This window comes from Pseudomonas sp. KD5 (assembly GCF_012932895.1).
In the GTDB taxonomy this organism is placed as follows: Bacteria; Pseudomonadota; Gammaproteobacteria; order Pseudomonadales; family Pseudomonadaceae; genus Aquipseudomonas.
In genome coordinates this window covers 89,665-110,310 of record NZ_JDWJ01000011.1, presented here as the reverse complement: position 1 = coordinate 110,310, position 20,646 = coordinate 89,665, and the positions used below count along the sequence as shown (strand labels likewise).

Below are 20,646 nucleotides of genomic sequence, written 5' to 3'. Positions count from 1 at the left end.
TTTAGAGCAATGTCTCGATGCGCAACGAATTGGTTGACCCCGGCTGCCCAAAGGGCACGCCCGCGGTAATCAGCAACGTATCCCCGCGCTGAGCCATCCCCTGTGCCTGGGCGATTTCCAGCGCCGTCGAGCACACTTCATCCACCTGGCGCAGCCGATCGTTGACCACCGAATGCACGCCCCACGCCACCGTCAATCGCCGGGCGGTTTGCAGGTTCGGCGTCAGGTTGAGGATCGGCACCGTCGGCCGTTCCCGCGCCGCCCGCAGGCTCGAGGTGCCGGACTCGCTGTAGTTCACCAGCACCGCCACCGGCAGCACGTTGCTGATGCGGCGGATCGCGCAGCTGATCGCGTCCGACACCGTGGCCTCGGCTTTTGGCCGGCTCACGTCCAGTTGGGTTTGATAGTCCGGGCCGTTTTCCACCTGACGGATGATCTTGCTCATCATCTGCACGGCTTCCAGCGGGTACTCGCCAGACGCGGTTTCTGCCGACAGCATCACCGCGTCCGCGCCTTCGGCCACCGCATTGGCGACGTCGGTGACTTCGGCACGGGTCGGGGCCGGGGAGAAGCGCATCGACTCCAGCATCTGCGTCGCCACCACCACCGGTTTGCCGAGTTGGCGGCAGGTGCCGATGATGTTTTTCTGAATCTGCGGCACGCTTTCGGCCGGCACTTCCACGCCCAAATCACCGCGAGCGACCATGATCGCATCGCTCAATTCAGCGATTTCCCGCAGCTGAGTCACGGCCGATGGCTTCTCGATCTTGGCCATCAAGAACGCTTTGTCGCCGATCAGCGCGCGGGCTTCGCGGATGTCTTCCGGGCGTTGCACGAACGACAGCGCGACCCAGTCGACCCCCAGCTCCAGACCGAAGCTCAAATCACGGCGGTCCTTGGCGGTCAGCGGGCTCAGGTCGAGCACCGCTTGCGGCACGTTGACGCCTTTGCGGTCCGACAGCTCGCCGCCGTTGAGCACCGTGGTGTCGATGGCGTCGGCGTACTTGGTCACCACTCGCAGACGCAACTTACCGTCATCAAGCAGCAGGTCCATGCCCGGCTCCAGCGCGGCGATGATTTCCGGGTGGGGCAGGTTGACCCGGCGCTCGTCCCCCGGCGTCGCATCCAGATCCAGGCGCAGCGCCTGGCCGCGATATAGCTGCACTTTGCCCTGGGCGAATTTGCCGACCCGCAGTTTCGGGCCTTGCAGGTCCATCAGAATCCCCAGCGGATAATTCAGCTGGCGCTCGACTTCACGAATCCACTGATAGCGCTGCGCGTGGTCGGCGTGATCGCCGTGGCTGAAGTTCAGGCGAAAGATATTGACCCCGGCGCGCACCAGTTCACGGATATCGTCGATCCCGTCGGTGGCCGGGCCGAGGGTGGCGAGGATTTTGACCTTCTTGTCAGGCGTCATGTTTAGGGCTCTCGAGAATCAGAATCGCGCGGAAGTCGTTGACGTTGGTGCGGGTTGGCTCGGTGACGATCAGTGCATCGAGCGCCGCGAAGTAGCCATAGCCATTGTTGTTGTCCAGCTCATCGCTGGCGCTCAAACCGAGAGCGGCGGCGCGGGCATAGCTGTCCGGAGTCATGATCGCGCCGGCATTGTCTTCGGAGCCGTCGATGCCGTCGGTGTCACCCGCCAGGGCGTAGACGCCGGGCAGGCCTTTGAGGCTGTCGGTCAGGCTCAACAGGAATTCGGCGTTGCGCCCGCCACGGCCATTGCCGCGCACGGTGACGGTGGTTTCGCCGCCGGACAGAATCACGCACGGCGCCGCCAGCGGCTGGCCGTGCTGGACGATCTGCCGCGCAATGCCGGCGTGGACCTTCGCCACTTCCCGGGATTCACCTTCCAGGTCGCCGAGAATCAATGGGCTGAAACCAGCCTGACGGGCTTTCACCGCCGCCGCTTCCAGTGACTGCTGTGGGCGGGCGATCAATTGGAAATGACTGCGGGCCAGGCTCGGATCGCCGGGTTTGACCGTTTCCGACTCGGGGCTTTGCAGCCAGTTGCGCACCGAGGCCGGGACTTCGATGGCATAACGCTTGAGGATCGCCAACGCTTCAGCCGAGGTGCTCGGGTCGGCCACGGTGGGGCCGGAGGCGATGACGGTGGCGAGATCGCCTGGCACATCGGAAATCGCATAGGTGTAAACCGTGGCGGGCCAGCAGGCTTTGCCCAGACGCCCACCCTTGATCGCCGAGAGGTGCTTGCGCACGCAGTTCATCTCGCCAATGGTCGCGCCGGATTTGAGCAGCGCTTTGTTGATCGATTGCTTGTCGGCGAGGGTGATGCCGGCGGCGGGCAAGGCGAGCAGGGCAGAGCCACCGCCAGAGAGCAGGAAGATCACGCGGTCGTCTTCGCTCAGGTTGCTGACCAGTTCCAGAACCCGTTTCGCGACGGCCAGACCGGCAGCGTCCGGCACCGGGTGCGCGGCTTCGACCACTTCGATTTTTTCGCACGGGGCACCGTGGCCGTAGCGGGTCACCACCAGGCCAGACACCTCACCCTGCCAGCAGCGTTCGACCACCTGGGCCATGGCTGCGGCGGCTTTACCGGCGCCGATGACGATCACCCGACCGCTGCGGTCAGTTGGTAAATGGGCTTCAAGGACATGCTGCGGATGGGCCGCGTCGATGGCTGTGGCAAACAGCTCGCGCAGCAATTGTTGCGGATTGACCGACATGGCGGGCTCCCGGAATTCTTGTTATTGGAGGGCGACTCGGTTCCCTGTGGGAGCGGCCTGTGGTGAGGGGGCTTGTCGGAACGCCGCACCGCCCCGTTGGGTTGCGAAGCAGCCCCAAAATCTCTGATACACCAAAGATTTTGTGAGCGCTACGCACTCAAACGGGGGCAAGCCCCCTCGCCACAGGCCCGCGCCCACAGGTTTTTGCGCAGGGCGTTATTTATCGCGAATCGAGAAATTCGCCATGTGTTCCAGGCCCTTGATCAGCGCCGAGTGATCCCAGTTGCTGCCACCGATGGCCGCGCAGGTGCTGAACACCTGTTGGGTATTGGCGGTGTTCGGCAGGTTGATGTTTAGCTCGCGCGCACCGGCCAGGGCCAGGTTCAGGTCCTTCTGGTGCAGGCTGATGCGGAAGCCCGGGTCGAAGGTGCCCTTGATCATGCGCTCGCCGTGAACTTCCAGGATCTTCGACGAGGCGAAACCACCCATCAGCGCTTCACGCACTTTCGCTGGGTCGGCACCGTTTTTCGAGGCGAACAACAGCGCTTCGGCCACGGCCTGGATGTTCAGCGCGACGATGATCTGGTTCGCCACTTTCGCGGTTTGCCCATCGCCGTTGCCACCGACCAGGGTGATGTTCTTGCCCATGGCCTGGAACAGCGGCAGGGCGCGTTCGAAGGCATCGGCTTCACCACCGACCATGATGCTCAGGGTCGCAGCCTTGGCGCCGACTTCACCGCCGGAAACCGGGGCGTCGAGGTATTGCGCGCCTTTTTCGTTGATTTTGGCGGCGAAGGTTTTGGTGGCCGTCGGCGAGATCGAGCTCATGTCGATCACGACTTTGCCCTTGCCGACGCCCGCCGCCACACCGTCGGCGCGGAACAGCACGTCATCGACCTGCGGGGTATCGGGAACCATGACGATGATGAATTCGGCTTCCTGGGCGACTTCTTTCGGGTTCGCCAGGGCGACGGCGCCAGCGGCCACCAGGTCGGCAGGCGCAGGGTCGTGGTGCGCCGACAGGAACAGGCTGTGACCGGCTTTCTGCAGGTTCGCCGCCATTGGGTGGCCCATGATGCCGGTGCCGATAAATCCGATTTTAGCCATGAGAAAATCCTCTTGTTTTTTGTGTGGCTCCCGGCTCTGGACCGATGAGCTCTTTGTGGCGAGGGGGCTTGCCCCCGTTGGGTCGCGAAGCGGCCCCAAAACTGTTTGCGCAGTGAATCAGGTAGAGCGCGTGTGCAGGTTTTACGACTGCTTCGCAGCCGAACGGGGCGGTGCGGCGTTCCGACAAGCCCCCTCGCCACACGTCAGATTGCGTTATGGGTTTTCAACCAGCCCAGACCCGCTTCAGTCGTGGTCAGCGGCTTGTATTCACAACCGACCCAGCCCTGATAACCGATGCGGTCCAGGTGTTCGAACAGGAAGCGGTAGTTGATTTCACCGGTGCCTGGCTCGTTGCGCCCCGGGTTGTCGGCCAACTGGATGTGATTGATCTCGTCCAGGCGCGCGGCCATGGTGCGGGCCAGGTCGCCCTCCATGATTTGCATGTGATAGATGTCGTATTGCAGGAACAGGTTGGCGCTGCCGACCTGTTCGCGAATCGACAGGGCTTGCGCCGTGTTGTTCAGGTAGAAGCCCGGAATGTCGCGGGTGTTGATCGCTTCCATCACCAGTTTGATGCCCGCCGCTTGCAGCTTGTCGGCCGCGTACTTGAGGTTGGCGACGAAGGTTTTTTCCACGGTGGCTTCGTCGACGCCTTGTGGGCGAATGCCGGCCAGGCAGTTGACCTGGGTGTTGCCCAGCACTTGGGCGTAAGCGATGGCCAGATCGACACCGGCGCGGAACTCTTCGACCCGATCCGGCAGGCACGCGATACCGCGTTCGCCCTTGGCCCAGTCACCGGCTGGCAGGTTGAATAGCACCTGGGTCAGACCGTTGGCATCGAGCCTGGCCTTGATTTCGGCAGAGCTGAAGTCATAGGGGAACAGGTATTCGACACCACTGAAGCCGGCCTTGGCGGCAGCGTCGAAACGGGCAAGAAAATCCTGCTCGGTGAACAGCATGGACAGGTTGGCTGCGAAACGCGGCATGGTGATCTCCCGTATATGTGTGAGGCCTCCTGTGGGAGCCGGCTTGCTGGCGATGGCGGTGTATCAATCGACATTGATGTGATTGACACATCGCCATCGCCAGCAAGCCGGCTCCCACAGGGGAACGATCAGCAGTTAATCGAGCAACGAAATCGCCGTTGGCGCATCGTTGCCGACCAGCGCCAGGTCTTCGAATTCGTTGACGGCGTTGATCTCGGTGCCCATGGAAATGTTGGTCACGCGCTCCAGAATGATCTCGACGATCACCGGCACCTTGAACTCTTCGATCATCTCCTGAGCCTTGCGCAGGGCAGGCTGGATCTGGCCGGGTTCGAATACCCTCAGGGCCTTGCAACCCAGGCCTTCGGCGACCGCGACATGGTCGACACCGTAGCCGTTGAGCTCTGGAGCGTTGAGGTTGTCGAAGGACAGCTGCACGCAGTAGTCCATGTCGAAACCGCGCTGCGCCTGACGGATCAGCCCCAGGTACGAGTTGTTCACCACGACGTGGATGTACGGCAGCTTGAACTGCGCGCCCACCGCCAGTTCTTCGATCATGAACTGGAAGTCGTAGTCGCCCGAGAGCGCCACCACCTTGCGGGTCGGATCCGCCTTGACCACGCCGAGCGCGGCCGGAATGGTCCAGCCCAGCGGGCCGGCCTGGCCGCAGTTGATCCAGTGACGCGGTTTGTAGACGTGCAGGAACTGCGCGCCGGCAATCTGCGACAGACCGATGGTGCTGACGTAGCAGGTGTCCTTGCCGAACACCTGGTTCATCTCTTCGTAAACGCGCTGCGGCTTGACCGGCACGTTGTCGAAGTGAGTCTTGCGCTGCAGGCTGGCTTTGCGCTGCTGACAGTCTTGCAGCCAGGCGCTGCGGTTTTTCAGCTTGCCAGCGGCTTGCCACTCGCGAGCGACTTCGATGAACACGGTCAACGCGGCAGCGGCGTCGGACACGATGCCCAGGTCCGGGGTGAACACGCGGCCGATCTGGGTCGGTTCGATGTCGACGTGAATGAATTTGCGGCCTTCGGTGTAAACGTCGACCGAACCGGTGTGACGGTTGGCCCAGCGGTTACCGACACCCAGCACAACGTCGGACTTCAGCATCGTGGCATTGCCATAACGGTGCGAGGTTTGCAGACCGACCATGCCGACCATCAGCGGGTGATCGTCCGGGATAGTGCCCCAGCCCATCAGGGTCGGAATCACCGGAATACCGGTCAGCTCGGCGAACTCCACCAGCAAGTCGCTGGCGTCGGCATTGATGATGCCGCCACCGGCCACCAGCAATGGGCGTTCAGCCTGGTCGAGCATGGCCAGGGCTTTTTCCACCTGCACGCGGGTCGCGCTCGGCTTGGCCAATGGCAGCGGCTGGTAGGCGTCGATGTCGAATTCGATTTCGGCCATCTGCACGTCGAACGGCAGGTCGATCAGCACCGGGCCGGGACGGCCGGAGCGCATCTCATAGAAGGCTTTCTGGAAGGCGTAAGGCACCTGGCCCGGCTCCAGAACCGTGGTCGCCCACTTGGTGACCGGCTTGACTATGCTGGTGATGTCGACGGCCTGGAAGTCTTCCTTGTGCATACGGGCCCGCGGTGCTTGCCCGGTGATGCACAGGATCGGGATCGAGTCGGCCGAAGCGCTGTAGAGCCCGGTGACCATGTCGGTACCGGCAGGTCCCGATGTGCCGATGCACACGCCGATGTTGCCGGCCTTGGTGCGGGTGTAACCCTCGGCCATGTGCGAGGCGCCTTCAACGTGGCGAGCGAGGACGTGATCGATGCCACCGACCTTCTGCAAGGCGGAGTACAGCGGGTTGATCGCGGCGCCCGGGATGCCAAAAGCGGTATCGACCCCTTCGCGGCGCATCACCAGAACGGCGGCTTCGATTGCTCTCATTTTGCTCATGGTTTTGTGCCTCTTACGTTTTGTAATTGTATACAAGTGGCTTTGCGCAGAGTGTATTCACGGCGGACGGCGCAGGTCAATCCATTTTCTCAAGCGGCTGTTTCATTCGTCGGAAGCCCAAATAACTGTGGCTTTTCGTCGCATGTCGCGCTTTTCGAAAATTATTGTATACAAAAAAATAATTCATTGTGTTCTATTTGTTGCATCGGATTGCGCAACACAAAGCAATCCAACGGCTTTCCCTATAACAAAATGAGGACGGCACCATGAGCGCTTTAACCTTGAAAGTCGCAGTCAACCTGGCCGATCAGGCCATCACCGCGGGGCGGGCGATCTCTGCCGCGCCATTGACCGTTGCAGTACTGGATGCCGGCGGGCACCTGATTACGCTGCAACGGGAGGACGGCGCCAGCCTGCTGCGTCCGCAGATCGCCATCGGCAAGGCCTGGGGCGCGATTGCCCTGGGCAAGGGCTCACGCCTGCTGGCACAGGACGCCCAACAACGCCCGGCCTTCTTCGCCGCGCTGAATAGCCTGGGGCAGGGCAGCGTCGTCCCGGTACCCGGCGGCGTGTTGGTTCGGGATCAGGACGGGACTGTGTTGGGAGCGGTGGGCATCAGCGGGGATCTGTCAGATGTCGATGAGCAATGTGCGATCCGCGCGATCGAGGGGCAGGGGTTGAAGGCGGATGCGGGGGTGGCTGGTTGATCTTCGGCGCCTGATTTAGCGCTTTCGCGGGCTGGCTCGCGAAAGCGTCTTGCGGACGAAAACAGCTTTTTAGCTGCCTGCTTTCTCCGTTGAAATTTCCATCCGGTAAATTCCGTTTTTTTAGAATTTTGTGCGAAACATTTGGCTGTTGCCGAATATTTTCGCAAGAAAATTCATAGGTATCACTCGTATCATTCTCTCGGAACAGGCCGAGAGCTTTACAATGAAAACAACACTGTCGTGGTGGGATATCAGCCCGCCTCTGAGCACCGCTACACCTACCTGGCCGGGTGACACACCTTTCCAGGAAGAGCGCGTTTGGACGTTCGGCCCCGAGTGTCCGGTGAATGTCGGGCGTATCACCCTGTCGCCTCACACGGGGGCCCATGTCGACGCGCCGCTGCATTACAGCGCTGATGGCGCGGCCATTGGCGATGTGTCGCTCGATGTCTATATGGGGCCTTGCCGTGTGCTGCATTGCCTGAATAGCGGCCGGCTGGTACACCCCGAGCAGCTTGAAGGTCGCTTGCAAGACCTGCCTGAACGGGTGCTGCTGCGCACCTGGCAACAAGCGCCATTGAGCGCCTGGGATCCGGATTTCACCGCCGTCGCCAAAGAAACCGTCGACCTGCTGGCGAACCTCGGTGTGCGCTTGATCGGTATCGATACGCCATCGCTGGACCCTCAGCAATCCAAAACCATGGATTCGCACAATGCCGTAGCCCGACATGGCATGGCCATCCTCGAGGGCATCGTGCTCGATGACGTCCCGGAAGGGGACTATGAATTGATCGCGCTGCCGCTGCGTTTTGCCCATCTGGACGCCAGTCCGGTCAGGGCGATTTTGCGTCCACTGAATAAACCGCAACTTGAGGAGCCGACTCAATGAGCCAATGCCCCTATTCACCTGCAAACCAGACGGAAGAATGGCATAACGCCGAGCTAAATTTTTCCGACTCCATGAGCTACGGCGACTATCTGGATCTGGGGCGCATTCTCAGCGCACAGCACCCGTTATCTCCGGACCATAACGAGATGCTGTTCATCATCCAGCATCAGACGTCAGAGCTGTGGATGAAGCTGATGTTGCACGAGCTCAAAGCCGCTCGTGAACACATTCGACAGGGAGAATTGCCGCCCGCGTTCAAGATGCTGGCGCGGGTCTCGCGGATTTTTGATCAACTGGTGCATGCCTGGACGGTGCTGGCCACCATGACACCCACCGAGTACCACGCGATACGGCCGTTTCTGGGGCAGTCATCGGGCTTCCAGTCGTTCCAGTACCGCGAGATCGAATTCATTCTGGGCAACAAAAGCGCGACCCTGTTGCGCCCCCACGCGCATCGGCCGGAACTGTTGCAGGCGCTTGAAAAGGCGATCGCCACACCGTCGCTGTATGACGAGGCGATTCGCTTGATGGTCAGCGCAGGCTTGACCATCGACCCACAGCGTTTCGAACGCGATCCGAGCAGTCCGACGGCGCATGATGCGTCGGTCGAAGCCGCCTGGCGCGAGGTCTACACCGACCCTTCGCGTTATTGGGATCTCTATCAGCTGGCGGAGAAACTCATCGACCTTGAGGACTCGTTCCGTCAATGGCGCTTCCGGCATGTGACCACGGTCGAGCGGATCATCGGCTTTCAACCAGGGACCGGTGGCACAGAAGGTGTCGGTTATCTGCGCAAGATGCTCGATACCGTGTTGTTCCCGGAGTTGTGGCGAGTGCGCTCAACGCTTTAATTTACCGAGAATGATGTTTGAACGCTTAAACCGAGCGGCAATTGAGTAAATTGACGCATTCAAACCATGCCTGACCATAACAATTAAAAGGTAACCAGATGGCGGATGAAATCTTGCGACAAGGCGAGCTCAAGCGAGGGCTGAAAAATCGTCATATTCAGCTGATCGCATTGGGCGGAGCGATAGGGACCGGGTTGTTTCTCGGCTCTGCCGGAGTCCTCAAATCGGCCGGGCCGTCGATGATCCTCGGCTATGCGATTGCCGGTTTCATCGCCTTTCTGATCATGCGCCAGCTGGGCGAGATGATTGTCGAGGAACCGGTGGCCGGCTCCTTCAGTCATTTTGCCCACAAGTACTGGGGCGGCTATGCCGGCTTTCTGTCCGGCTGGAACTACTGGGTGCTGTATGTGCTGGTGGGCATGGCCGAGTTGACGGCTGTCGGCAAGTACGTGCAGTTCTGGTGGCCGGAAGTCCCCTCCTGGGTCAGCGCGGCGGTGTTCTTCGTCCTGGTCAATTTGATCAATATGATGAACGTCAAAGTCTTCGGCGAGATGGAGTTCTGGTTCGCAATCATCAAGGTCGTCGCGATCATTGGCATGATTGTCCTGGGCTGCTACATGTTGTTCAGCGGAACAGGCGGCCCGCAGGCCTCGGTCAGCAATCTGTGGAGTCACGGCGGCTTCTTTCCCAACGGCACCACCGGATTGCTGATGTCCATGGCGTTCATCATGTTCTCCTTCGGCGGTCTGGAACTGGTCGGTATCACCGCCGCTGAAGCCAGCGAGCCGGGTAAGGTGATTCCCAAGGCGATCAACCAGGTGGTTTATCGCGTGCTGATCTTCTACGTCGGCGCACTCACCGTGTTGTTGTCGCTGTATCCGTGGGATCAACTGCTGCAGACACTGGGCGCTTCGGGCGATGCCTATAGCGGCAGCCCGTTCGTGCAGATCTTCTCCTTGATCGGCAGTGACACCGCAGCGCACATCCTCAATTTCGTGGTGCTCACCGCGGCGCTCTCTGTCTATAACAGTGGCGTCTACTGCAACAGCCGCATGCTCTATGGCCTGGCCGAACAGGGCGACGCACCCAAGGCGCTGATGAAACTGAACAAGCAGGGCGTGCCTCTACTGGCGCTGGGTGTATCTGCGTTGATCACCATGCTGTCCGTGCTGGTTAACTACCTCGCCCCGCATGAAGCGCTTGAGTTGCTCTTTGCACTGGTGGTCGCATCGCTGATGATCAACTGGGCGATGATCAGCCTGACGCACCTGAAGTTTCGCAAAATCATGGGCCAGCGAGGTATCGTGCCGGGCTTCAAGGCGTTCTGGTTCCCTTACAGCAATTACCTGTGCCTGGCCTTCATGGCCATGATCGTCTGCGTCATGTTGATGATTCCAGGGATACGCGCTTCAGTCTTCGCCATACCGGTGTGGGTGTTGATCATCTTTGGTTTTTACCGGATGCGTATGGCCAAGGATCGGGCCTTGCCGATAGTTCAATAGCCTTTGCCGTGGGTGCGCCGTGATGAGTAGCAACGCTGATCCGCAGTTTCGCGACATTCGTATCGATCACTATGACCTCGAGGGTGCGAGGAACTGGATGTCTGGTATCTGTGGGCCGCACCGCCTGCAGACTTCGACGCCCGAGCGGATCCGCTTTCATCACAGCGCCAATGTGTTCAAGTCGATGGCCACGACCCTGGGCACGCTCTCATACGGCACCGATGTCACCATCGATATCGAAGACGCCGAGCATTTCAGCAGTTACAGCCTGAGTTTGCCTTTGGTGGGCGAGCAGGAGCTGAGCAAGAACGGCAGCGTGTCGAAATCCAACCGCGATCAAGGGGTGATTATTTCCCCGAACGAGAACCAGATGCTGGCGATCTCCGGCGACTGCCGCAAAGTTCAGGTGGTGATCACCCGCGTCGCCATGAGCGAGTCGCTGGAGGGCATGCTGCAGCGACCGCTGGATACGCCGCTGCGTTTCGAGCCGGTGATGGATGCGGTGGACGGCGCGTCGGCCTCGTGGTGGCGCATGGCGCGTTATTTCATCGCGGAGCTGGAACGCAGCAATGAACTGTACGAACAGGTGGTCTTCACTCGGGACATCGAAAGCTCATTGATCAAAGGCTTGATCCTCGCCCAGCCGAACAACTACTCCGAAGAATTGCGCAACGTGCTCGGCGTGAAACTGCCGCACTACCTGATCAGGGCCAAGCAATACATTCACGACAATGCGCGCGAAGCCTTGCACCTGGAGGATATCGAGGTCGCGGCCGGGGTCTCGCGTTTCAAGCTGTGCGAGGCGTTCAAGAAGTACTTCGCCCTGTCGCCGATGGTCTACCTGAAAAAGTACCGGTTGAACGCAGTGCGCCAGGAAATCCTCGAACACGGCTCGGCGCGCAATATTTCTGCGATTGCCATGGGCTGGGGCTTTACGCATCTGGGACGTTTTTCCGCCGAATACCGCAAGTTGTTCGACGAGTCCCCCAGCACGACCTTGCAGCGTAACGAAGCCCGGCGCATGCGCGGGGGCTGAATATCCCGGCGGCTCATTTACGCACCACCAAATCAAGCAACGTCTCCCGCTCCTTGATTTTCTGCAACACGATTTCCGAGCGGATATCAGTCACCCCCGCCGTGCGGTTCAGTTGGTTGACGATGAAGTCGGAGAAGTGTTTGACGTTGCGTGCCTGGACCCGCAGAACATAATTGCTCGCCCCGGTAATCACGTAGGCGGTGACCACTTCCGGCCACAACTGGACCTTCTTGATGAAGGTCTCGTGCCAGTCCTCGACGTCCTGTCGCAATGACACATGGACGATGGCTTCCAGTTCGACTCCCAGCTTCTCTGCGTTCAGCATCGCGCGATAGCCGGTGATGATTCCTTCACTTTCCAGCAAGCGTAAACGGCGCAAGCAGGCCGACGGCGACAGTGCGACCTTCTCTGCCATTTCGTGGTTGCTGATACGGCCGTCACGTTGCAAGAGATGCAGGATCCGCAGGTCTGTCGGGTCGAGAGTCATGGTTAGAATAAATCCTCGATATTTGGCGTTGGATTCGAATTTTCTACGAGATAAATACTAGATGGCCGCTTACTTTGCACGAAAATTCTCTAAAGCTTCGTTCATTATTTCCTCACCGTGAAGGCGCAAATAACGCCTGAAACACGACACTCACACCCGACTACCGCGATTTGCCCGGACGGCACTTCTTTCAAAAAAGCAGGACACCCAATGACTACAAGAAACGATTGTCTGGCGCTTGATGCGCAGGACGCTCTGGCCCCTCTGCGTCAGCAGTTTGCGCTTCCTGAAGGCGTGATCTATCTCGACGGCAACTCCCTGGGCGCGCGCCCGGTCGCAGCGCTGGCGCGTGCTCAGGCAGTGATCGCCGATGAATGGGGCAATGGCCTGATCCGCAGTTGGAACAGCGCTGGCTGGCGCGATTTACCTGAACGTCTGGGCAATCGACTGGCGGGGCTGATTGGCGCCGGTGACGGCGAAGTGGTGGTGACCGACACCACCTCGATCAACCTGTTCAAGGTGCTCAGCGCCGCCCTGCGTGTGCAGGCCACGCGGGCGCCGACGCGGCGGGTGATCGTCAGCGAGACCAGCAACTTTCCGACTGACCTGTATATCGCCGAAGGTCTGGCGGACATGCTGCAGCAGGGCTACAGCCTGCGTCTGGTCGACAGCCCGCAAGAGCTGCCGCAAGCGATTGACCAGGACACCGCGGTGGTCATGCTCACCCACGTCAACTACAAGACCGGCTACATGCACGACATGCAGGCCCTGACCGCGCTGACCCACGAATGTGGCGCGCTGGCCATCTGGGACCTGGCGCATTCCGCCGGGGCGGTGCCGGTCGACCTGCATCATGCGCGCGCCGACTACGCCATCGGTTGCACCTACAAGTACCTCAATGGCGGTCCGGGCTCGCAAGCTTTCGTCTGGGTTTCCCCTGAGTTGTGCGATCTGGTGGCGCAACCGCTGTCCGGCTGGTTTGGTCATTCGCGGCAGTTCGCCATGGAGTCGCATTACCAGCCGAGCAGCGGAATCGCCCGCTATTTGTGCGGCACCCAGCCCATCACTTCATTGGCGATGATCGAGTGTGGTCTGGATGTCTTCGCCCAGACCGACATGGCCAGCCTGCGCAGCAAGTCCCTGGCGCTGACGGACCTGTTCATCCAGTTGGTCGAGCAGCGCTGCGCCGCTCATGAGCTGACCCTGGTCACTCCACGCGAACACGTCAAACGTGGCAGCCATGTCAGCTTCGAACATCCCCAGGGTTATGCGGTGATCCAGGCCTTGATCGCCCGTGGCGTGATCGGCGATTACCGCGAGCCGCGGATCATGCGGTTCGGCTTCACCCCGCTGTACACCCGCTTCACCGAGGTCTGGGATGCGGTGCAGATCCTCGGCGAAATACTTGATCAGAAAACCTGGTCGCAAGAGCAATTCCAGATCCGCCACAGCGTCACCTGATACCCCCCGACGCCTTTGTCTTGCTGCCGCGAATTTCCCGGCAGCAGGGCTTCGGTCGCCTCCGATAAGCACTTCTGTGAAAACACAATAATAAGGAACACGCAGAATGAAATTGTCCCTTTGGCCCGCCTTGCCGCTCGCCATTACCAGCTGTCTCGGCCAAGTGGCCTATGCCGCACCCGACAATGGATTCGTTGAAGACAGCAGCCTGACCCTGACCCATCGCAATTTCTATTTCTACCGCAACAACCTCAACAACCCGGGCGGCCAGAACTATCGGGAGGAATGGGCCCACGGACTTATGCTCGATTACCGTTCCGGCTATACCCAGGGCACAGTGGGTTTCGGAGTCGACGCCTACGCGCAGTTGGGGCTCAAGCTCGACAGCGGCAGGGGGCGTACCGGCACCGGTTTGTTGCCGGTCGATTCCGATGGACGCGCCGAGGATGAGTATTCCGAAGCGGGTGGCGCGCTCAAGGCGCGGATCTCGAAGACCGAACTCAAGTACGGCAACCTGACACCGCTCAACCCGGTGTTCGGCACCGGCTCGGCGCGCCTGTTCACCACCTACGCCAATGGTTTCCAGCTGACCAGCAACGAGTTGAAAGGACTGCAACTCGATGCCGGGCACTTCACCTCGGGCAATGACAGTGCGTCGACTAACGACGATGGCGCCCTCAAGGCGCTGTATGCCGGGGTGGAAACCCGCAGCGTCGATTATCTGGGCGGCAGTTATGCCCTGAGCGATCAATTGAGCGTCAGCCTGTACGGTTCGCAGTTCGCTGATATCTGGCGGCAGTACTACGCCAACGCCAACTACAGCTATGCCCTGAGCGAAAACCAGTCGCTGAACCTGGATTTCAACCTCTATCGCACCAACGACTATGGCCAGCGCCTGGCCGGCAAGATCGACAACACCACCTGGTCGCTGGCCGCCGCTTACAAGGTGGGCGCGCACCGCTTGACCCTGGCCTACCAACGGGTCGATGGCGATGAACCGTTCGATTATCTCGGCTTCGATCAGCAGCCGGGCACCTCGATATTCCTTGCCAACTCGGTACAGATCCTCGACTTCAACGCGCCCAATGAGCGTTCCTGGCAGCTGCGTTATGACCTGGACATGGCGCCCTTTGGCGTGCCGGGCCTGAGCTTCATGTCGCGCTATGTGAGCGGTGACCATATCGACGACAGCCACTACGACGGCGGCCCCAATGGTGCCTATGGACGTTACGGCAGTGACGGCAAGCGCTGGGAGCGTGACATTGAAGCGCGCTACGTGGTGCAGGAGGGCAAGGCCAAGGACCTGTCGATACGTGTGCGCCAGGCCAGTATACGTTCCACCGCCCAGGTGGCCCGGGCGGACACCACCGACAACAACGAAGTCCGGGTGATCATCGAGTATCCGCTGAATATTTTCTGATCCGTGGCTGATCCCCACCGGCAACCCAAACGATTTGCTCTCTTCAAGAAAGACAATATTCAGAGGAAAGAAAAAATGACCGATAACGCCGGTTTTGAAAACATCTCCAAGCGTGAGCAGGGCCTCAGGCGCCAGCTCACCTCGGGTCAGATGAGCATGATCGCCATTGGCGGTGCGATTGGCACCGGGCTGTTCATGGGCAGTGCCTACGCCATTGGTTATGCCGGGCCGAGCGTGCTGCTCAGCTATGCGATTGGCGCGATCATCACGCTGCTGTTGATGGGCTGTCTGGCGGAAATGACGGTGGCCCATTCGACCTCCGGCTCGTTCGGCGCCTATGCCGAATTCTATGTCAGCCCATTGGCCGGGTTCCTGGTGCGCTATGCCTATTGGGCGGCGATTGTGCTGGCAGTGGGCACGGAAGTGACGGCGGTGGCGATGTACATGAAGTATTGGTTCGCCAACGTACCGGAATGGATCTGGATTGTTTCGTTCTCGAGCATGCTGATCGTGCTCAACGCCATCAGCGTGAAAACCTTCGGCACCTTCGAGTACTGGTTCTCGACCATCAAGATCGGTGCGATTGTCGGCTTCATCATCCTCGCGGTGTATGTGGTGTTCGGTTCCGGCAACGCGGATTACGGCGTGCACAATTACACCGCCCACGGCGGCTTCTTTCCCAATGGTCTGCAAGGCATGTGGATTGCGGTGATCGTCTCGATCTTCAGCTATCTGAGCGTGGAAATGATCGCAGTGGCCGCCGGCGAGGCGCAGGACCCGGAGCGGGCGGTGAAGAAGGCTTTTCGTGCGACCATCGTGCGGCTGGTGGTGTTCTACCTGCTGACCCTGGCCCTGATGCTGGCGATTGTGCCGTGGGTCCAGGCCGGTCAAGCGCAGAGCCCATTCGTCACCGTCATGCAGACCATCGGCATTCCCGGCGCAACCGGCGTGATGAACTTCGTGATCCTGATTGCGGCGTTGTCGGCGATGAACAGTCAGCTCTACATCACCACCCGCATGATGTTCAGCCTGTCCCGCGGCGGTTATGCACCCAAGTCCATGGGGGTGTTGAGCAAGACCGGAATCCCGCTGAATGCCTTGTTGCTGTCGAGCTCCGGCATTGCCCTGGCAACGTTGCTCAATGTGCTGTACCCGGAAAGCTCCTTCACCTTGATGATGGCGATCTCGATGTTCGGCGCGATCTTCACCTGGTTCATGATCTTCCTGACCCACTACTGTTTCCGTCGCTACCACGAGCGCAACGGTGAACGGAAACTGTCCTTCCGCATGCGCCTGTTCCCGTACACCACGCTGTTGGGGCTGCTGCTGATGGGCGCGGTGATGATCACCACCTACTTCACCGATGCCTTCAAAATGACCTTGGTATTCGGTGTGCCTTTCCTGCTGATCCTCACGATTGTCTACTGGATCTTCTTCAGAAAACCCAGGGCAGCCGTGGCGTTGAATCCGCTGCCGAAGGTTTAGAGGGCGCAAACATGCAATCCCGACCGGCAGTTTTCATGGACTGCCGAGTCGGCATTGATCCTGGGCCGCTATCAGTCCGGCTCACACCCCTTGAGCACCAACCGGATAATCGTCTGTGCCGCCGCCTCATAATCAGCCTCATCCAGCTTGGCCTTGCCGGTCACTGCAGAAATCTGCCAGTCGAAATCGGCGTAGGTCTGGGTCGCGGCCCAAATGCTGAACATCAGGTGGTTGGGGTCGATCGGGGCGATCTGGCCGCGGTCGATCCAGGTCTGGATGCAGTCGATGTTGTGCCTGGCCTGGCCGTTGAGCTGCTCGACCAGGTCGGGGCTCAAATGCGGGGCGCCGTGCATGATTTCGCTGGCGAACACTTTGGAGGCGAAGGGCAGGTCGCGGGAGATGCGGATTTTCGAGCGGATGTAGCCACTGAGCACCTCGCTGGGCACGCCGTCGGCGTTGAACGGCGTCGAGGCTTGCAGGATGGGCTCGATGATGCTTTCCAGGACCTCGCGGTAGAGGTTTTCCTTGGATTTGAAGTAGTAATAGACGTTAGGCTTGGGCAGCCCGGCCTTGGCCGCGATGTCACTGGTTTTGGTCGCAGCGAAGCCCTTGTCGGCAAATTCTTCACTGGCGGCACGCAGGATCAGTTCTTTGTTGCGCTCGCGGATAGTGCTCATAAACCAAGGGGTTCCTTGCCTGTTCTGGCGGTTGCGCATGGTAGCACCGGCCTCGCGCGACGCTCAAGAATGCCCCGTGTGGCCTCGGGTCGCGTTATGCTGCGCACCATTCATTCAAGAAGGAAACCCGATTCATGGCAGGAAGCAGTTTGCTGGTGCTGATCGACGACATCGCCACCGTACTGGACGATGTAGCGTTGATGACCAAAATGGCCGCGAAGAAGACCGCCGGTGTACTGGGCGACGATCTGGCGCTCAACGCCCAGCAGGTTTCCGGCGTGCGTGCCGAACGGGAAATCCCGGTGGTATGGGCAGTCGCCAAGGGCTCGTTTCTCAACAAGCTGATCCTGGTGCCGTCGGCATTGGCCATCAGTGCGTTCATTCCGTGGCTGGTCACACCGTTGCTGATGGTCGGTGGCGCTTACCTGTGCTTCGAAGGCTTCGAAAAACTCGCCCACAAATTCCTGCACAGCAAAGCCGAAGATCAGGCTGAACACGCAGAGCTGGTCGAGGCCGTGGCCAATCCGGCAGTCGATCTGGTGGCGTTCGAGAAGGACAAGATCAAAGGGGCGATTCGTACCGACTTCATTTTGTCGGCGGAAATCATCGCCATCACCTTGGGCACTGTGGCTGACGCTTCGCTGACCCAGCAAGTGATCGTGCTCTCGGGCATCGCCATCGTCATGACTATCGGCGTCTATGGCCTGGTGGCCGGCATTGTCAAACTCGATGACCTCGGTCTATGGCTGACCCAGAAGCCTGGGCAAATGGCCAAAAGCATCGGCGACGGGATTCTGCGCGCGGCACCGTACATGATGAAAAGTCTGTCGGTGATCGGCACCGCGGCGATGTTTTTGGTTGGCGGCGGGATTCTGACCCATGGCGTGCCGGTGGTTCATCACTGGATCGAGAGTGTCAGTGCTGGTGCCGGTGGGGCCGGGTTTATCGTGCCGACGTTGCTGAATGCGGTGGCCGGGATTGTGGCAGGGGCGGCGGTGCTGATTGGGGTAATGGCTGTCAGCAAGGTTTGGAAGACAGTGAAAGCCTGAAGCTTGGCAATACGGTCGAGAGTGGGGTCATGCTTGCTCGCGAGGGCAATCCCGTAGGAGCGAGGCTTGCCCGCGAAGAACGATAATGCGGTCATTCAGTTCAACCGACGCGCTCCATTCGCGGGCAAGCCTCGCTCCTACAGTGATTGGTGGTGTTTGATACGCCGCGCCTGAAAAAGGCCATTCGACGCAAATCGAATGGCCTTTTTTGTTGCCGACGAAGTTACTCGGCGATCTGCAGCTTGCGCGCCTCGGTATACACGTAACGCACTTTTTCATACTCGAACGGTGTGTTCATCTGCCCGTAGCGGAAGCCGTTCTGATAGCGCTTGTCGATAGCGCGCAGTGCCCAGATTTCCGGGTGGTTGGAGCTGACTTCGGACACGTTCAGGAAGTTGATCGCCGATTCGCCGGTGTAGTCGACCGCCAGGCCTGCGGTGTCACGCAGGTTCGACGGGCCGAGGATCGGCAGCACCAGGTAGGCGCCGCCCGGTACGCCGTAGAAGCCCAGGGTCTGGCCGAAGTCTTCATTGCGGCGCGGCAGGCCCATGGCGGTGGCCGGATCCCACAGGCCGGCGACACCAATGGTGGTGTTGAGCAGCAGGCGCGCGGTGGTGTCCAGCGAGCGCTGCCCCTTGAATTGCAGCAGGCTGTTCACCAGGTTTGGCACATCACCGAGGTTGTTGAAGAAGTTGCTGACGCCGGTGCGCAGGAAACTTGGGGTGACGTAGCGATAGCCGTTGACCACGGGCAGGAACACCCATTCGTCGAATCGGTAGTTGAAGTGGTAGACGCGGCGATTCCACTCTTCCAGCGGGTCATAGACGTTCAGTGCGTTGAGCGATGAGCGTTCGAACTCGCGCTGGTCCAGCCCCGGGTTGAATTTGAGTTTGCTCAGCGGTTCCTTGAAGCCGTCTTTATCGATCACCACTGGGGCGTTGGCTTTGCTGTTGTCGGCATTGGCGACGCCTGCACAGAGTAACGCTGCGATCAGCAGGAGGTATTTAGCCACGGAAAAACTCCAGCATGGCGTCGCTGTTGACGCGATAGTTGAGGTTGCCGCAATGGCCGCCCAATGGATAAACAGTCAAGCGGTCGCCAAAGGTGCGGCGCAGAAAGCCCAGGTCGCCAGGGCCGAGGATCACGTCGTCGGCGTTGTGCATGACGGCGATTTTCGGGCTGTCGTGCAGGTAGTCCTTCAGTGCATACAGGCTGACCTGATCGATCAGTTGCAGCAGGCTGCCACCGTCGGTGCGGGCGCGCCACATCGGGATAACCTGCTCGGTGATGTAGCAGTCGAAGTCGCACTGCAGCGCGCGTTTAAGGAACGGCGTGAGGGTTGTGCCTTCGGTGATCGGGAATTTCGGTGGTGTGATCAGGCCGCGACGGTTGATCAGGTCCGAGGTAAAGGCGATGTCCGCCGCCGAGAAACGGAACGAAGTGCCGATCAGCATCGCCATCTGCTCGTTGCTCAGGTGTTGCTTGGACTGCTGGAAGTCGTAGAGCAGGGCATCGTTGAGGTCGATGTAGCCCTTTTGCTGGAAGTAACGGGTCAGTTTCCCCAGCACCAGCTCATAGAAAGTGGTGGTGTTGTTGATGCCCTTGACCTCGGTCTGTACCAGCTTGTCCAGGTTGGTGACCGAGGTGTAAAGGTTGACCGGCGGGTTGAGCAGCAAGACTTTCTTGAAGTTGAAGCTGCGACGGGTTTCGTCCAGGTGTGCAACAAAAGCCGCATCCAGGGCGCCGAGGCTATAACCGGTCAGGAAATAATCGGTGACCGGCAGTTTCGGGTTTTGCGCCCGCACAGCCTGCATCACCCGGTACATGTCTTCGGCATCTTCCTTGGTCACGCCCGGGGTGGCGAAGCGCGAGGCGGCGCTCATGAAGTCGAAGCTGGTGGGCGACGACAGCTGCACCACGTGATAGCCGGCCTTGTAATAGAGCTTTTTCAGGTATTCGTTGAGGGTGCTGTCATAGCGTGCACCGGTGCCGGAGATCAGGAAGATCAACGGTGCGGCATGATCCTGCGTGGCGATGCGATAGGTGAGTTTTTTCACCGGCCAGAAGTTGTCCGGCAGATTGAACTCACGCTCCGGGCGCATCGTGACACTGCGGTCCGACTGATTGATGTCTTCATCCAGCGGCAATTCCGGGCGCAAGTCGGGCGGTGTCGTGGCGATGGTCGCCTCGAACGGGTTGGTCAGGGGGTAGCCATAACTGGCGGCGTCAATATCGGCCGCCAGTACGGACGCACTTAAAAGCAAGCCGCCAAACAGGGCGGCGAAGCGCAAGGAACGGAGCATGACTAGATCCCTTAGAGGAAGGTGCCAGATGAAGTTCGCAGGCTATGACCATCGGATTTGGGCCAAAGTGCCATGCATCGGCCGCAAA

Annotated in this window: 18 protein-coding genes; 9 read left to right on the top strand and 9 right to left on the bottom strand. The window is 59.9% G+C overall.

From position 1 onward, the window contains the following. Window position 1: 1 nt before the first annotated feature. The 5 genes from pyk to gcl form a co-directional block, all read right to left on the bottom strand. A complete protein-coding gene (pyk, locus tag AF70_RS23205; RefSeq protein ID WP_019648133.1) occupies window positions 2-1,417 on the bottom strand; it encodes a pyruvate kinase in 1,416 nt (471 codons plus the stop codon). Continuing rightward, complete coding sequence (locus tag AF70_RS23200) at window positions 1,407-2,687, bottom strand: glycerate kinase (protein WP_028940008.1); 1,281 nt, start codon at window positions 2,685-2,687, stop codon at window positions 1,407-1,409. Before AF70_RS23200 ends, pyk begins: the two co-directional genes overlap by 11 nt. Window positions 2,688-2,903: 216 nt before the next feature. Next, window positions 2,904-3,794, bottom strand: a complete 891-nt coding sequence (locus AF70_RS23195; RefSeq protein WP_028940009.1) for a 2-hydroxy-3-oxopropionate reductase — start codon at window positions 3,792-3,794, stop codon at window positions 2,904-2,906. Window positions 3,795-3,997: 203 nt separating this feature from the next. Then, the gene (hyi, locus tag AF70_RS23190; RefSeq protein WP_019579607.1) at window positions 3,998-4,780 is read right to left on the bottom strand and encodes a hydroxypyruvate isomerase; all 783 of its coding nucleotides are present in this window, start codon (window positions 4,778-4,780) and stop codon (window positions 3,998-4,000) included. A 135-nt stretch (window positions 4,781-4,915) separates the two neighbouring features. Continuing rightward, a complete protein-coding gene (gene gcl, locus AF70_RS23185) occupies window positions 4,916-6,691 on the bottom strand; it encodes a glyoxylate carboligase (protein ID WP_019579608.1) in 1,776 nt (591 codons plus the stop codon). Between the two features lie 266 nt (window positions 6,692-6,957). On the opposite strand from gcl, the gene AF70_RS23180 reads away from it, so the two are divergent. The 5 genes from AF70_RS23180 (at window position 6,958) to AF70_RS23160 (ending at window position 11,676) form a co-directional block, all read left to right on the top strand. After that, window positions 6,958-7,398 (top strand): heme-binding protein, encoded by a 441-nt coding sequence (locus AF70_RS23180; RefSeq protein WP_007939170.1) that lies wholly within the window; start codon window positions 6,958-6,960, stop codon window positions 7,396-7,398. A gap of 223 nt (window positions 7,399-7,621) precedes the next feature. Continuing rightward, a complete protein-coding gene (gene kynB, locus AF70_RS23175; protein ID WP_028940010.1) occupies window positions 7,622-8,287 on the top strand; it encodes an arylformamidase in 666 nt (221 codons plus the stop codon). Further along, the gene (kynA, locus tag AF70_RS23170; RefSeq protein WP_019579610.1) at window positions 8,284-9,138 is read left to right on the top strand and encodes a tryptophan 2,3-dioxygenase; all 855 of its coding nucleotides are present in this window, start codon (window positions 8,284-8,286) and stop codon (window positions 9,136-9,138) included. The genes kynB and kynA overlap by 4 nt, the downstream gene beginning before the upstream one ends. 98 nt (window positions 9,139-9,236) lie before the next feature. Further along, a complete protein-coding gene (locus AF70_RS23165) occupies window positions 9,237-10,640 on the top strand; it encodes an amino acid permease (RefSeq protein WP_019579611.1) in 1,404 nt (467 codons plus the stop codon). Window positions 10,641-10,662: 22 nt separating this feature from the next. Continuing rightward, entirely contained in the window at window positions 10,663-11,676 is a 1,014-nt protein-coding gene (locus AF70_RS23160) for a helix-turn-helix domain-containing protein (protein WP_028940011.1), read from the top strand. Window positions 11,677-11,689: 13 nt separating this feature from the next. On the opposite strand, the gene AF70_RS23155 is transcribed toward AF70_RS23160, so the two are convergent. Beyond that, window positions 11,690-12,163 (bottom strand): Lrp/AsnC family transcriptional regulator, encoded by a 474-nt coding sequence (locus AF70_RS23155; protein ID WP_007939165.1) that lies wholly within the window; start codon window positions 12,161-12,163, stop codon window positions 11,690-11,692. A 210-nt stretch (window positions 12,164-12,373) separates the two neighbouring features. Between AF70_RS23155 and kynU the strand changes: the two genes are divergently transcribed. The 3 genes from kynU (at window position 12,374) to AF70_RS23140 (ending at window position 16,529) form a co-directional block, all read left to right on the top strand. Beyond that, window positions 12,374-13,624 carry a kynureninase gene (gene kynU / locus AF70_RS23150; RefSeq protein WP_028940012.1) on the top strand — a complete coding sequence of 417 codons (1,251 nt, stop codon included), beginning with the start codon at window positions 12,374-12,376 and terminating at the stop codon, window positions 13,622-13,624. Between the two features lie 106 nt (window positions 13,625-13,730). Beyond that, window positions 13,731-15,044 (top strand): OprD family porin, encoded by a 1,314-nt coding sequence (locus AF70_RS23145; protein WP_028940013.1) that lies wholly within the window; start codon window positions 13,731-13,733, stop codon window positions 15,042-15,044. A 75-nt stretch (window positions 15,045-15,119) separates the two neighbouring features. Continuing rightward, window positions 15,120-16,529, top strand: a complete 1,410-nt coding sequence (locus AF70_RS23140) for an amino acid permease (RefSeq protein WP_019579615.1) — start codon at window positions 15,120-15,122, stop codon at window positions 16,527-16,529. A gap of 71 nt (window positions 16,530-16,600) precedes the next feature. Here the strand turns inward: AF70_RS23140 and AF70_RS23135 are convergent, their stop codons facing one another. Continuing rightward, complete coding sequence (locus AF70_RS23135) at window positions 16,601-17,206, bottom strand: TetR/AcrR family transcriptional regulator (RefSeq protein WP_007939160.1); 606 nt, start codon at window positions 17,204-17,206, stop codon at window positions 16,601-16,603. 134 nt (window positions 17,207-17,340) lie between these two features. Between AF70_RS23135 and AF70_RS23130 the strand changes: the two genes are divergently transcribed. Further along, entirely contained in the window at window positions 17,341-18,255 is a 915-nt protein-coding gene (locus AF70_RS23130) for a DUF808 domain-containing protein (RefSeq protein WP_028940014.1), read from the top strand. 223 nt (window positions 18,256-18,478) lie between these two features. Here AF70_RS23130 and AF70_RS23125 read toward each other — a convergent pair whose 3' ends face one another. Both AF70_RS23125 and AF70_RS23120 read right to left on the bottom strand, forming a co-directional pair. Further along, window positions 18,479-19,267, bottom strand: coding sequence for a VacJ family lipoprotein (locus tag AF70_RS23125; protein WP_028940015.1), 789 nt, complete (start codon window positions 19,265-19,267; stop codon window positions 18,479-18,481). Continuing rightward, window positions 19,260-20,558, bottom strand: a complete 1,299-nt coding sequence (locus AF70_RS23120) for a serine protein kinase PrkA (RefSeq protein WP_019579617.1) — start codon at window positions 20,556-20,558, stop codon at window positions 19,260-19,262. The genes AF70_RS23125 and AF70_RS23120 overlap by 8 nt, the downstream gene beginning before the upstream one ends. Window positions 20,559-20,646 lie beyond the last annotated feature (88 nt).

Bases quoted from the DNA above. Each gene is read 5' to 3' on its own strand.
- kynB (WP_028940010.1), top strand. From the start codon at position 7,622: ATGAAAACAACACTGTCGTGGTGGGATATCAGCCCGCCTCTGAGCACC.
- AF70_RS23195 (WP_028940009.1), bottom strand. From the start codon at position 3,794: ATGGCTAAAATCGGATTTATCGGCACCGGCATCATGGGCCACCCAATG.
- AF70_RS23130 (WP_028940014.1), top strand. From the start codon at position 17,341: ATGGCAGGAAGCAGTTTGCTGGTGCTGATCGACGACATCGCCACCGTA.
- AF70_RS23155 (WP_007939165.1), bottom strand. From the start codon at position 12,163: ATGACTCTCGACCCGACAGACCTGCGGATCCTGCATCTCTTGCAACGT.
- AF70_RS23120 (WP_019579617.1), bottom strand. From the start codon at position 20,558: ATGCTCCGTTCCTTGCGCTTCGCCGCCCTGTTTGGCGGCTTGCTTTTA.
- kynU (WP_028940012.1), top strand. From the start codon at position 12,374: ATGACTACAAGAAACGATTGTCTGGCGCTTGATGCGCAGGACGCTCTG.
- AF70_RS23140 (WP_019579615.1), top strand. From the start codon at position 15,120: ATGACCGATAACGCCGGTTTTGAAAACATCTCCAAGCGTGAGCAGGGC.
- AF70_RS23165 (WP_019579611.1), top strand. From the start codon at position 9,237: ATGGCGGATGAAATCTTGCGACAAGGCGAGCTCAAGCGAGGGCTGAAA.
- kynA (WP_019579610.1), top strand. From the start codon at position 8,284: ATGAGCCAATGCCCCTATTCACCTGCAAACCAGACGGAAGAATGGCAT.
- AF70_RS23135 (WP_007939160.1), bottom strand. From the start codon at position 17,206: ATGAGCACTATCCGCGAGCGCAACAAAGAACTGATCCTGCGTGCCGCC.
- gcl (WP_019579608.1), bottom strand. From the start codon at position 6,691: ATGAGCAAAATGAGAGCAATCGAAGCCGCCGTTCTGGTGATGCGCCGC.
- AF70_RS23160 (WP_028940011.1), top strand. From the start codon at position 10,663: ATGAGTAGCAACGCTGATCCGCAGTTTCGCGACATTCGTATCGATCAC.
- pyk (WP_019648133.1), bottom strand. From the start codon at position 1,417: ATGACGCCTGACAAGAAGGTCAAAATCCTCGCCACCCTCGGCCCGGCC.
- AF70_RS23180 (WP_007939170.1), top strand. From the start codon at position 6,958: ATGAGCGCTTTAACCTTGAAAGTCGCAGTCAACCTGGCCGATCAGGCC.
- hyi (WP_019579607.1), bottom strand. From the start codon at position 4,780: ATGCCGCGTTTCGCAGCCAACCTGTCCATGCTGTTCACCGAGCAGGAT.
- AF70_RS23145 (WP_028940013.1), top strand. From the start codon at position 13,731: ATGAAATTGTCCCTTTGGCCCGCCTTGCCGCTCGCCATTACCAGCTGT.
- AF70_RS23200 (WP_028940008.1), bottom strand. From the start codon at position 2,687: ATGTCGGTCAATCCGCAACAATTGCTGCGCGAGCTGTTTGCCACAGCC.